Source organism: Flavobacterium aquidurense (genome assembly GCF_001404985.1).
Classification (GTDB): domain Bacteria; phylum Bacteroidota; class Bacteroidia; order Flavobacteriales; family Flavobacteriaceae; genus Flavobacterium; species Flavobacterium aquidurense_B.
The window spans coordinates 246017-259265 of sequence record NZ_JRLF01000007.1; the positions used below are offsets into that span (position 1 = coordinate 246017).

The 13249-nt window shown below is 33.7% G+C and carries 8 protein-coding genes; 2 read left to right on the forward strand and 6 right to left on the reverse strand.

Annotation, left to right across the window (positions count from 1 at the left end):
- Positions 1–55: 55 nt before the first annotated feature.
- The 6 genes from RC62_RS05455 to RC62_RS05480 all read right to left on the reverse strand — a co-directional run bounded on the left by RC62_RS05455 (position 56) and on the right by RC62_RS05480 (position 8080).
- Positions 56–2308 (reverse strand): multicopper oxidase domain-containing protein, encoded by a 2253-nt coding sequence (locus tag RC62_RS05455; protein WP_055093376.1) that lies wholly within the window; start codon positions 2306–2308, stop codon positions 56–58.
- 212 nt (positions 2309–2520) lie between these two features.
- Complete coding sequence (locus tag RC62_RS05460) at positions 2521–5061, reverse strand: heavy metal translocating P-type ATPase (protein ID WP_055093378.1); 2541 nt, start codon at positions 5059–5061, stop codon at positions 2521–2523.
- Between the two features lie 306 nt (positions 5062–5367).
- Positions 5368–5928: a helix-turn-helix domain-containing protein gene (locus RC62_RS05465; protein ID WP_055093380.1), complete on the reverse strand. Its 561-nt coding sequence runs from the start codon at positions 5926–5928 to the stop codon at positions 5368–5370.
- Between the two features lie 2 nt (positions 5929–5930).
- The gene (locus tag RC62_RS05470; protein ID WP_055093382.1) at positions 5931–6461 is read right to left on the reverse strand and encodes a DUF3347 domain-containing protein; all 531 of its coding nucleotides are present in this window, start codon (positions 6459–6461) and stop codon (positions 5931–5933) included.
- A 139-nt stretch (positions 6462–6600) separates the two neighbouring features.
- On the reverse strand, positions 6601–6984 hold the full coding sequence (locus tag RC62_RS05475; RefSeq protein ID WP_245176788.1) for a hypothetical protein: 384 nt from the start codon (positions 6982–6984) through the stop codon (positions 6601–6603).
- Positions 6985–7246: 262 nt separating this feature from the next.
- Entirely contained in the window at positions 7247–8080 is an 834-nt protein-coding gene (locus RC62_RS05480; RefSeq protein WP_055093384.1) for an AraC family transcriptional regulator, read from the reverse strand.
- A gap of 102 nt (positions 8081–8182) precedes the next feature.
- Between RC62_RS05480 and RC62_RS05485 the strand changes: the two genes are divergently transcribed.
- Entirely contained in the window at positions 8183–9349 is a 1167-nt protein-coding gene (locus RC62_RS05485) for an MFS transporter (protein ID WP_055093385.1), read from the forward strand.
- Between the two features lie 646 nt (positions 9350–9995).
- Positions 9996–13238, forward strand: coding sequence for a SusC/RagA family TonB-linked outer membrane protein (locus RC62_RS05490; RefSeq protein WP_055093387.1), 3243 nt, complete (start codon positions 9996–9998; stop codon positions 13236–13238).
- Positions 13239–13249: the final 11 nt, after the last annotated feature.

Consider the following 13249-nt stretch of genomic DNA (forward strand, 5'->3'; position numbering starts at 1 on the left):
ATATGAATATCAAATATAATAAAAGTCACTTTTAACTTAGATGAGAATATGATAATTAATAATTTAAATTCAATCCAAAGCCAACTCCCATATCACTATCATAATGAGTTGTGATCCCAAAGTTTCTGCGTACGATATATTTTAAACCCGCCATATATTCTTTATCCGTATTCCACATTAAGTTCATTCGCAAACGACTTGAAAGCGGAATGTCTTTTCGCTCAAATTGAACCCTTACATTTCCATCAGTGTAAACCTCAACCTGAGCTTTTACAAGCATTGGCAAAGTATATTCCATACCGGCACTAAAAACTGAACGATTGTCTTTGGTATTCTTTTGTCCGAACATATTTTGTTCCTGTTCGTCCATTCCCATTCTTCTATAACGCCAGTCGAAACCTATAAAAGGCATAAACCATTGCATTTTGCCAATATATCGACCAATATGCGTTTCGGTTTCATAACCATGTTCATTGTTATAACCCAATCTCCATTCGGTTCCAATGCTCCAACGCGTGTTACTGAACATGGCTTCACCGTCATTTCCGTTTGACGCAAAATCATTTTCAGCCATAAAATGAAACATTCGATCGTCCATTTTTAGCATTTTGTATGCCATTTCAGGATGATGAATCAACGGATTTGGAGCTGAATTTTCATAAGTAAAAATACGTCCCATTCCTGCCATCATATGGTATAATATATGACAATGAAAAAACCAATTGCCATCGGCATTAGCCTGAAACTCGATTGTATCAGTTTCCATTGGCATAATATCGATCACATTTTTAAGCGGAGAATATTCGCCATGTTCGTTAATAATTCTAAAATCGTGTCCGTGCAAATGCATTGGATGGCGCATCATCGAACCATTATATAATGTAATACGAACGTTTTCGCCTTTTTTGATTAAGATTTTATCCGTTTCAGAAACTACTTTGTTGTCTAAACTCCAAACATAACGGTTCATATTTCCGGATAATTCGAAGCGCAATTCTTTTACCGGAGCATTTTTTGGCAAAGTTGTCACGGTGGGAGATTTCAGCATTCCGTAATTCAAAGTCGTAATTTCGGCAGTTTCAGTAGAATCACTTGACATTTTCATATCATCCATTTTCATGCCTTCCATATTATGCATCGAATGATCCTCAGTTTTTGCAGATTCGTCTTCGCCCGAAATTTCAGGGTACATTACAGCATTCATGTCCATTTTGTTCAGAGACATTTTCATCCCCATATCGTTCATCTCGCCGTTCATCTTCATCATATCATTCATCATTTTCATTCCTTCAAAATACTTCAATTTCGGAAGATGTTTGACAGGCTGTTTCGTTCCTTCGCCTAAAAACAAAGAAGCAGATCCGGTTCTGTCTTCGGCTGTAGCCAAAAAAGCAAAGGATTTATGATCTTCAGGAATCGTCACGACAATATCGTAAGTTTCAGAAACTGCAATAATCAAACGATCCACTTCTACAGGTTCAACATCGTTTCCGTCGCTGGCAACAACCGTTATTTTTCCGCCGCCATAAGTCAGCCAGAAATAACTGGATGCTCCGCCGTTTGCAATTCGCAATCTGACTTTATCGCCCGCTTTAAATTGTGAAAGCTGATCTTCATTTTTTCCGTTAATTAAAAACTTCTCATAATATACGTCACTCACATCCATGGCATTCATGCGTTTCCATTCGTTGGTGACTTTTGTCGAGAATTGTCCTTTCCTGATCGCTTCGGCATAACTTTGAGTCGTTCCTTTTTTTATAGCAAACCAATCGTTGGCATTATGCAGCATTCGTTGAACATTCTCGGGTTTTAGATCCGTCCATTCGCTTAGAATAACCGGAATTGTTGGTAAATCGTCAATTCGTTTTCGAAAAGTAGCATCGTCTTTCTTCTTATTAATAATAAAAAGTCCGTACAAACCTATTTGTTCCTGCAATCCGGAATGGCTGTGATACCAATAAGTTCCGTTTTGAATAATCGGGAAACTATATTTGTGTGTTGTTCCGGGTTTTATCGGCATTTGGGTTAAATACGGAACTCCATCTTCTTTATTAGGCAGAAATAATCCGTGCCAATGCAACGCCGTATCTTCGTTTTTTAATTCGTTATGAACATAAATTTCCGCAATATCACCTTCAGTAAAAGTCAAAGTTGGCATCGGAATTTGTCCATTCACGGTAAGTGCACGTTTTTCTTTTCCCGAAAAATTGACAATAGTATCGCGAACGTATAAATCGTAACGAACTACTTTTTGAGCATTTGCACTAACGGCAATCAAAAAGACAATTAGAATAGTATGTAGTTTCATATTGATTTAACCCATTGGGCGTTATTATTTTTAACACATAGAAACATAGAATTATTAAACTCAAGAAAGGCGTTTCACTAGCATTAACAAACATAGCTATGTTTGAGAAACAAGTTTCTTTTTGATTTACTTTTTCATAAACATAAAATCTATGTTTCTATGTGTTTAATTATTTTTTTTATGTATTACACCCAAATGGATATATTGATTTATTAAAGTTTTAGATTTCGCAATCTTAATGCGTTTACAATTACCGAAACGGAGCTCAAACTCATTGCCAGTGCAGCCAACATCGGCGAAAGCAAAATCCCAAATACAGGATATAAAATTCCTGCAGCAATAGGAACGCCCAAAACATTATAAATAAAGGCAAAGAATAAATTTTGTTTGATGTTTTTCATCACCGAATAACTTAGTTTTTTAGCTTTTACAATTCCGTTTAAGTCGCCTTTTACCAGCGTAATTTTAGCACTTTCTATCGCAACATCAGTTCCCGTTCCCATTGCAATTCCAATATTGGCTCGAGCCAAAGCCGGAGCATCATTGATTCCATCACCCGCCATGGCAACAATTTTACCTTCGGCTTGCAAACGCTGAATTTCTTTGAGTTTATCTTCAGGAAGGCAATCGGCTTTAAACGAACTTAAGTGCAATTGATTTGCAACCGCTTTGGCAGTATTGCCATTATCGCCCGTCATCATAATCACTTCAACACCTTGATCGATTAAATCTTTGATCGCTTTTACACTATTTTCTTTGATCGCATCTGTAATCGTTACATAACCCAAAACAACTTTATCAACGGCGATATAAGAAACCGTTTTACCCAGATTTTGTTCGGCAACAATTCTGTTTTCAATGTCTTCAGAAATCGAAGCGCCAACCTGAAGCATTAGCTTTTTATTTCCTAAAGCAACTTTCGAGTTATTCACAGTTCCTATAACTCCTTTTCCGGCAACAGCTTCAAAATCCGGAACATCAAGAATTGTCTGGTTTTTAGCTTTAGCAAAATTGACTACGGCTTGCGCCAAAGGATGCTCGCTATGTTGATTTAATGAAGCAATATTTTGAAGTAAAATATCTTCGTTATTATTAATTGCGTAGATTTTTTCTACAGAAGGTTTTCCTTCCGTAATAGTTCCGGTTTTATCCGTGATCAAAACATCAATTTTGCTCATGTTTTCTATGGCTTCGGCGTTTTTTATCAGAATCCCGAATTGCGCTCCTTTACCAACTCCAACCATTACAGACATTGGAGTTGCTAATCCTAAAGCACAAGGACAAGCAATAATTAAAACGGCAATCGCATTTATTAATCCGTAGATATAAGCTGGTTCAGGACCAAATTTTGCCCAAACAAAAAAGGTTATAATAGAAATAATGACAACCGTTGGAACAAAATATTTGGCCACACGATCTGCCAGTTTCTGAATTGGTGCTCTCGAACGACTTGCATCATTTACCATTTGTATAATTTGAGAAAGTAAAGTTTCTGAACCTACTTTTTCGGCAATCATAACAAACGATCTAGTTCCGTTTATCGTTCCTGCAATTACAGCATCGCCTACTTTTTTATCTACCGGAATTGGTTCTCCGGTAATCATAGCTTCATCAATATTGCTTTCGCCGATGGTAATTTTTCCGTCAACCGGAATTTTCTCTCCTGGTTTTACACGAAGTAAATCTCCTTTTTTAATATTATGAATCGATATTACTTTGTCAGTTCCTTTTTCTACCAAAGTAGCTTCGGTTGGCGCTAATTTCAATAAAGCTTTTATGGCTCCGTTTGTTTGTCCGTGCGCTTTTGCTTCTAACAATTGTCCTAATAAAACCAAAGTTATAATAACGGTTGCAGCTTCAAAATAAAGATGAATCGTTCCGTGATGTGATTTAAATTCAGATGGGAAAATATCTGGGAAGAACATTCCGGCAATACTAAACAAGAAAGCAACGCCAGTTCCAATCCCAATAAGCGTAAACATATTTAGATTCCAGGTAATAATCGATTTATAAGCACGAACAAAAAACATCCAGCCCGCATAAAAAAGCACGGGAATGGAAAATAAGAATTGAACCCAATTCCAGTTTTCTATAGACATTATTTTATAAAGAGGATTATCAGGAATCATTTCTGACATTGAGATAATAAAGATCGGAAGCGTGAAGAAAATCGCAATCTTCATTTTCTTTAATAAGTCAGTGTAAGTTTTGTTTTCCTCAGATTCAGAAGCTTGCATTGGTACCAAATCCATTCCGCAAATTGGACAATCGCCAGCTTCGTTCGAAACAACTTCCGCATGCATCGGACAAGTAAATTGAGTTGCGTTTATAGCAACTTCCGGAACTAAATCCATTCCGCAAACGGGACAATCTCCGGGTTTGTTATAGGTTTTATCACCTTCACAATGCATCGGGCAATAAAAAACTCCTGTTGTATTATGATTGTGAGTTACGGCTGTTTCTTTTTTGTGATGATGTCCTCCGTGATTTTCTTTTTTGCTACTGGAACAACATGATTTAACGGGAGCTTCTGTGGTATTTTTAGACAAAGTCATCTCAATAGTATACTTTCCGGCTTCGGTTAAAGCTTCTTGAAATTTTTCAGTTGCAACATGTTTTTCCATTGTTATAGTTGCCAATGGAGGATTTAAAGTTACTTCGGCCTGAATTCCTTCAATCGTATTCAAAGTTTTCTCGACTTTTTTACGACATCCATCGCACGACATTCCTGAAATTATATATTGATGCGTCATTGTTTTATCTATTTAAGTATTACAATGCAAATTTCCGAAGTAACATTTACTTCAGTTTGTATAATTTTGAGAATGATTTGTAATATTATTTAACCGCAACGGCTTTTACAAAGCAATAATCTCGCAAAGGCGCTGAGTCGCAAATTTTTATGTTTGTTAAAATAATAAAAAAATAATCTCTCGCAGATTCTGCAGATCAGGCAGATAAATTTAATTGTAAATTATTAAAATTAAATCTGCTAAATCTGCAGAATCTGCGAGAGACTAAAAACTTTGCGCTTTTGCGACTTTATGAGAAATTAATTTTTACAAATTCTCAATCTGAATCCTTTTTTTATCCTTCAATTGCTTGAAATAAGTAGGAGTGAAGCCCGTAATTTTCTTGAACTGATTGCTCAAATGCGCGACATTACTATAATTTAGCATATCGGCAATTTCGCTTAACGAATGTTCATTATATATAAGAAGTTCTTTTACTTTCTCGATTTTCTGACTGATAAAATATTTTTCGATAGTAGTATTTTCAATTTCTGAGAAAAGATTACTCAAAGTGCTGTAATCCTGATTTAGGTTTTCGACTAAATAATCAGATAAATTGATTTTGAGATCATTGTTTTTATGATGAACTAAATCAACGATGAGGTTTTTTATTTTCTCGATCGTTTTGCTTTTTTTGTCATCAATAAAATCAAATCCTAAAGCCTGAAGATTTTTCAGCAAAATTTCTTTCTGAGAATCGGTGATGTCATCTTGAAGTTCGACTTCCCCTAATTCAACGGAAATAGTATGAAGTCCAAGTTTTTCAAACTCAGACTTCACAACCATTTTACAGCGACCACACACCATGTTTTTGATGTAGAGCGTCATATTTATTTGATGGTTTCTACCACGTTTCCGCAAGTCAGCATCGAAGAACCGTAATACGGATTCTTAACTGCTTTTTCTTTGCTTAACCAATCTGCGTCTACCATTGGGCAATATTGTTTGTAGACAACTTCAGTAGATTTTGAAACTTTAACTAAGTCATAAGTGCTTTTAGTTAAGGATTTAAAAGTCTCACGTTGTTTTTTAATATCTGAGCTTGTAGAAATACTTTTAGCATCAGCAGTTAATTTTTTAACGACTTTCATCCAAGCGGTATGTTCGTTGCTTTTTAGTTTATCCATTTTTACTGCGGTAATTGCCGTCAATAAATCTGTGGCTTTCGCTGAAGTTAATTTAGCATCACTTTTAATCAAAGCATCTTTTACAGTAAAATAAGCATCATAAACTGCTTGTAACTGACTTGAATCTACATCTTCAATTGTGGTTGTTTCTGCTTTGATTGTAGTTGCCTGAATTGTATTTGCAGAAAATAAAACGATTATTACTGCTGCTATAGTTGATATTGTATTTTTCATTTTTATAAGATTTTAATAGAGAATGTGAATTTATCCTCTAAGTTAAATAATTTTAATTTTTCTTTTGCGGGCTTAGCGTAAATCTTTGCGAACTTCGCGGTTAAACTAAACCCAATTATGGCTGTCAGAAATACAATTGTTATATTTTTGGCGGAAGCCAAATAGAAGTAAAACCATCAGAAATACTGGCGGTTTTGTGATGTAAAGTTGTTTTTTCAGTAGAGAAATTGAAAAGATTATTGTCAAATTCAAATTCATTTGTTGCTATCAAACTAAACGCTAATCCAGAAGTTGTACAACCGGAATGATCGCATTTTCCGTTGCAGCCATGTTGGTCTTTTTTAGAACTATGATTGTCTTTGCAACAATCTTTTTCGCAAGAATCAGAAGTTTCTTTTTTAGAAATTGTTTTTTTCTCGCAAGAAGTTTTTTCAGAAGCTTTTCCACAAGCATAACCAGAATTGGACATCAAAAGGAAGCCAAGAGTTATGAAAAGAAATAATATGTGGAGCTTTTTTGCCAATGAGATTATTTTAGAACTACAAATTTAGATATTTTTTTTAAGCGTTGCTATTTATTTAAGATTTCGAATAAAACATTGGGTACGATTTTATTCAAACACATAGAAACATAGGTTTTGTGTCTGGAAAAGAATATTAAAGAGAAATATATTTCTTTCTCATAGCTTAACTCTGTGTATTCCTAATAAGTGAAACGCCTTTTTTTGAGCATATAATGCTATGTTTCTATGTGTTAAAATAATTACGCACAACGAATTTCCAATTTTAAGTTTTCTTAAAATCTGTTGGTTTCATATTTTTTCGCTTTTTAAAATAGTTTGATAAGTGACTTTCATCGGTAAAACCAAATTCATAAGCAATTTGTTTAATTGGTAATTGATTATTATGAATTCGCTTTTCAATTAAAGTTGTTCTTAAATTATGAATATAATCGCGATAACTAATAGAGAATGTTCTCTTGAAATAAGCACTAAAATAAGTTTCGGCAATATTAAAATGGTTTGCAATTACTTTAATCTGAACTAATTTAGGATTGTAAATGTTCTGATGAATATAAGAAGTGATTTGTTCGTTGTCAATAGAATTTCCTTTAACAACAAGATTTTGACCACGCATTGTTTCTTTGATTAATCCAAAAATCGAAAGAATCTGATAAAATACAATTGGCGAGGTCGAAACATCGGTTTTGCAATTATAGGCAGCAATATTTTCGATTGTATTCTTTAATATTGTTTTGCAAGGATCGTCTAATTTAAGAACCGTTTCTTTTAGTGTTTTATCACGCATGAAACTTTCTGGAGTATGAATTAAGAATTCGTCGCAAGTAAGATTCTGTTTCGAATTAAAATAATTGTCCGTAAACTTAATATAAAAGAAGCGAGTACTTTTTTTAATGTCAAAATAATGCTCGTCTTCCGGAGAAATCACGAAGAGATCTCCAGCTTTATATGGTAATAAGTTGTTATTTAGATGATGAACTCCGCTTCCTTTTTTGATATAAATAATTTCATAATAAGTATGCGTGTGCGGCGGAAGATGAAATTTCTCATCTTCGAACTCATCAATAACAAGAGTTTTGAATTGATTTAAAATAGGCATAACTTATATTTACAAGTTTATATCGCAAATGTACAACTTTTTTTATGTTTAACAGCGTTAACTTTGCGTCATAGAAATTCTATTCCTTTCTTGTAAAAACAAATGAAAAAAAGTCTTATTGCACTCTCATTAGGAGGATTAACAATTGGTATTACCGAATTTGTTATGATGGGTTTGTTACCGGATATTGCCTCAGATATGAAAGTTTCGATTCCGGTTGCCGGATATTTAATTTCGGCTTACGCACTTGGAGTTGTTATTGGTGCCCCTTTGTTAGTAATCATTGGAAGAAACTTTCCGCCAAAGAAAATGCTTTTAATATTAGCTCTGATGTTAACGGTTTTTAATGCACTTTCTATAATTGCACCAACGTATAATTTTTTATTCGCATCCAGATTTCTTTCCGGATTGCCACACGGAGCCTTCTTTGGAGTTGGAGCTGTAGTCGCAAGCCGTTTGGCAGACAAAGGCAAAGAAGCTCAGGCAATCGCGATTATGTTTTCGGGTTTAACGCTGGCTAATTTAATTGGTGTTCCAATTGGAACATATATAGGTCATAATTTTATATGGCGTTATACCTTTGTATTAATTGCCATTGTTGGGTTGTTAACATTTTTGTTCATTTCTTTATGGATGCCAAATCTTGAGAAAAGCGGAAATGTGAATATGAAAACACAATTGCAATTTTTTAAGAAAACAGAGGCTTGGTTAATTATCGGGATTACTGCTGTTGGTTTTGGAGGATTATTTGCCTGGATTAGCTATATCGCACCTTTATTAATAAATGTATCTAAATTTTCTGCAGAAGATGTTTCATATATACTGATCCTTGCAGGATTAGGTATGGTCGTTGGAAACTTCTTAGGAGGGAAACTTGCAGACAAATATTCGCCGGCACCAACTGTATTGGCTTTACTTTTTGTAATGTCTGTTGATTTAATCTTAGTTTATTTATTCTCTTCTAATCAATACATTTCTTTATTCCTGACTTTTTTAACGGGAGCTATTTCTTTTTCAGTTATTGCCCCAATTCAAATGTTAATGATCAGAACTGCTAAAGATGCAGAGATGATTGCTTCTGCAGCTCTTCAGGGAAGTTTTAATATCGGGAATGCCTTAGGTGCTTTTTTAGGAGGTTTGCCTCTGGTTGCAGGATATAGTTATGCTTCACCAAATCTTATAGGTGTTGTAATGGCAGTCATTGGTATGATTATTACTTTTATTTTAATGCAAAAACATAAAAGCAATTTACAATTGCAACGTGCATAAAACATAGAAATAGTTTAAAATAGCAGTTAACCCTTAAACAAGTTTGTTTAAGGGTTTTTTTATGTCCAAATTTTATCTCCCTCTCTATTTAAGGTCTTTATGACTACATCATGTTTATTTATTAGTAGGAATATTAGCTTATATCTGCATTAAATTGAGCTTCTCAAGCCATTACATTATCAAAATAAGGAAATTCAAAAGTATATAAATCTCTATTTTTCGATTGTATAAATGTAGAAAAAACACTTAATAATATTGTAATTAGTTTTAGTGTAATCGATTGTTTTTTTTAGAAAATCGCAATGAATCTTTCAATTATAAAAATATATTTCATATTTATATTGAACTTAAATTACACATGTCATATAAAAAAGTACTTTTATTTTTGATATTTTATTTTTTTTAGGAAATTTTTATGAATTTAAATTTTTTATATCAAAAAAATATTTATGTTTGTGTAATCGATTACAACTTTTTATTTAAGCAAGAAAAAGACCTTTATGAAGGGCTATCAAAAATTCTTAATACCACGCAATTTTTAAAGAAGCAAATTTTTAAAAAATAAATAAAGGTTTAAAGACTAACTTAAAACAACCACAAAAAACCACTTAAAACAAAAACTAATTAATAACTTAAACAATCAACCATGAATTTTAAAGATTTATTTAACAAAGGAGCAAATGGTTACTTTGCAGTTGTTTTCTTATTGTTTTTACTGACGAGCACTCAAATGAATGCTCAGAATGTAACACTTGAAGGAACGGTTAAAGATGCTGCAGGATTAACTTTACCGGGTGTTAATATATTAGAAAAAGGAACAAAAAATGGTACTTCGACTGATTTTGACGGGCGCTACAAATTAAAACTTTCAAACCCGAAAGCTGTAGTGACTTTTTCCTTTATCGGATTTAAAACGAAAGAAGTAGCTGCTGAAGGAAAAACTAAAATTGATGTTGCTTTATCTGAAGATTCAAACAGCCTGAATGAGGTTGTTGTTATTGGATACGGAACATCAAAAAAGTCTGATTTAACAGGTGCAGTTTCTACTATTTCAGGTAACGATTTGAAAAAAGTACCAGTGGCAAACGTTGCTGAAGCATTAACAGGTCGAATTGCAGGTGTACAGGTAACTTCATCTGAGGGTTCTCCGGATGCAGATATAAAAATTAGAGTTCGTGGAGGTGGTTCCCTTACTCAGGATGCTTCACCATTGATTATTGTAGATGGATTTCCAATAAACAGTATGAATGATATTTCTTCATCTGATATTGATTCCATGACCGTTTTAAAAGATGCTGCTTCAACTGCAATATATGGGTCACGTGGTGCAAATGGTGTAATTATCATTACTACTAAAAGTGGAAAGGATGGCAAAATTGCAGTAAATTTCAATATGTTTTATGGTATGAAAACAATGGCTAATCAAATTGATGTTTTGTCGCCGGATGATTATACTAAATGGCAATACGAATATGCTTTACTTTCGCAAACAGGAACAAAAGTAGCTTCTAACCCATCTTCGTACACTAATTATTTTGGAAATTGGCAAGATCAGGATATGTACAAAGGTTTGAAGGGCGATAATTGGCAAAAACAAATTTTTGGACGCACAGGTGAGGTACAAAGCCGTGATTTAGGAATTAGAGGTGGAACGGATAAGCTTAATTATAATTTTAATTATGCTCATTATGATGAAAAAGCTATTATGATAGGTTCTGATTATAAACGTAATAACCTTGCCCTAGCTTTAAAAAGTAAATTAAATGATAAGATTGATGTTAGTTTTACGATGCGTTATTCTGATACTCAGATTGATGGTGGAGGTGTAAACGAACAAAATGAAAAATCTTCTTCAGATTCGCGTATGCGTACTATTGTTGGTTATGCGCCACTTCCGGTAGCAGGTTTAACTTCAGATGATGTATCTGGAGATGGTTCAGATATATTGGTAAATCCTTTAAGATCAGTTTCTGATAATGATCGTCAACAGTTTCGTAAAAACTATAATATGTTAGGAAGTTTTGGATGGGAACTTGCAGAAAATTTAAAATTGAAAGTAGATTTAGGTTTGGATAATTATAACAATTTAGATTATCGTTTTTACGGACTAACTACTTACTATATAGATAATGCACCACTAGGCCCATTACAAGGTATGCCTGCCATGATTATGACCGATACTAAAGACAGACGTTTTAGAAATGCAAATACATTGAATTATGATTTCAAAAAAATAATGGGTGATAATCATCATTTGAGCGCTCTTTTAGGAGAAGAAAGTATCAATTATAATTCAAATAGTGTTACAACTACTATTCATGGATACCCAACATTTTTTGATTTTGATCAGGCAAAAAAATTAACAACACAAGGAACACCACAAGCAGTAGATAATTATTACAGTCCTGATGACAAATTATTGTCGTTTTTTGGACGTGCAAATTATGACTACAAAAATCGTTATTTATTGACAGCTACATTTCGTGCAGATGGTTCAAGTAAATTTTTAGAAGATAATCGTTGGGGATATTTCCCGGCTTTTGCAGCAGGATGGAAAATTTCTGAAGAGAATTTCCTGAAAAACAAAACATGGATAAATCTTTTAAAATTAAGAGCCAGTTATGGTGAAGCAGGAAATAACAACATACCAGTTGGACAACAAGTTCAAATTTTTCAATCTACACCAACAACATGGATTAATGGTGTAACTAGTGTTTGGGCACCTTCTAAAACAATGCCTAATCCTGATTTGAAATGGGAAACAACTGTCACTCAGAATTTTGGTTTGGATTTTGGATTTTTCAAAAATCGCTTAAATGGTAATTTTGATGTCTATAAAAATGTTACCAGTGATTTGTTAATTAATTTTCCAGTTCCGGGATCCGGATACGATTTTCAATATCGTAACATGGGTGAAACTCAAAACACAGGTTTCGAAGCTACGATAAATGTTGTTGCAATTGAAAAAGCAAAATACGGATTGAATTTTTCATTTAATATGGGAATAAACAAAAACCGTATTAACTCATTAGGCGTTATGAATAATTTTGGACAAGCCACAGGTTGGGCTTCTTCACAAATTGGAGATGATTATATCATAGAAGTTGGTTCTTCTTTAGGAACTATGTATGGTTATAAAAATGATGGCAGATATGAAGTTTCTGACTTTGATTATGTTGGAGGAAAATATGTTTTAAAAAGTGGTGTAATTAGTACTGCAACTACTTTGGTTGGAGACGGAAGTTCGCTTAAACCAGGAGACATGAAATTGAAAGATGTTAATGGAGATGGTAAAGTAGATATAAATGACAAAACAGTTATTGGTAATGTTAATCCTAAAAGCTCTGGGGGGTTTGTAATTAATGGAAATGCTTATGGATTCGATTTAATGGCAGCTTTTAACTGGAGTATTGGGAATGAAATATATAATGCTGATAAAATTGAATTTTCGACAGCTAATGCTTCAGGACAGTACAAAAATTTAAATTCGACTATGGCTGACGGAAAGAGATGGACAAATTTAGATCCTGTTTCAGGTCAATTAGTAACAGATCCTGCTGCATTAACAGAACTTAATGCCAATACTACAATGTGGTCTCCATATATGAGAAGCGCGATATTTACGGATTGGGCAGTTGAAGATGCATCGTTTTTAAGATTAAATACTTTGACATTAGGCTATACGGCTCCTGAGATGTTTACCTCTAAACTTGGAGTTTCTAAATTGAGATTCTATCTGACAGCTAGTAATGTTTTTGTTTGGACTAACTACTCAGGTTCTGATCCGGAGGTTTCAACAAGAAGAAAAAATCCACTTACACCTGGGGTTGATTCAAGTCCTTATCCAAGAAGCAGACAAATGGTTTTTGGGATGAATCTTAATTTCTAATTTTAATTTAC

What these genes read in the sequence shown, in the direction of transcription:
- RC62_RS05455 (WP_055093376.1), bottom strand. Translation starts at nt 2,308, where the DNA reads ATGAAACTACATACTATTCTAATTGTCTTTTTGATTGCCGTTAGTGCA.
- RC62_RS05460 (WP_055093378.1), bottom strand. Translation starts at nt 5,061, where the DNA reads ATGACGCATCAATATATAATTTCAGGAATGTCGTGCGATGGATGTCGT.
- RC62_RS05465 (WP_055093380.1), bottom strand. Translation starts at nt 5,928, where the DNA reads ATGACGCTCTACATCAAAAACATGGTGTGTGGTCGCTGTAAAATGGTT.
- RC62_RS05470 (WP_055093382.1), bottom strand. Translation starts at nt 6,461, where the DNA reads ATGAAAAATACAATATCAACTATAGCAGCAGTAATAATCGTTTTATTT.
- RC62_RS05480 (WP_055093384.1), bottom strand. Translation starts at nt 8,080, where the DNA reads ATGCCTATTTTAAATCAATTCAAAACTCTTGTTATTGATGAGTTCGAA.
- RC62_RS05485 (WP_055093385.1), top strand. Translation starts at nt 8,183, where the DNA reads ATGAAAAAAAGTCTTATTGCACTCTCATTAGGAGGATTAACAATTGGT.
- RC62_RS05490 (WP_055093387.1), top strand. Translation starts at nt 9,996, where the DNA reads ATGAATTTTAAAGATTTATTTAACAAAGGAGCAAATGGTTACTTTGCA.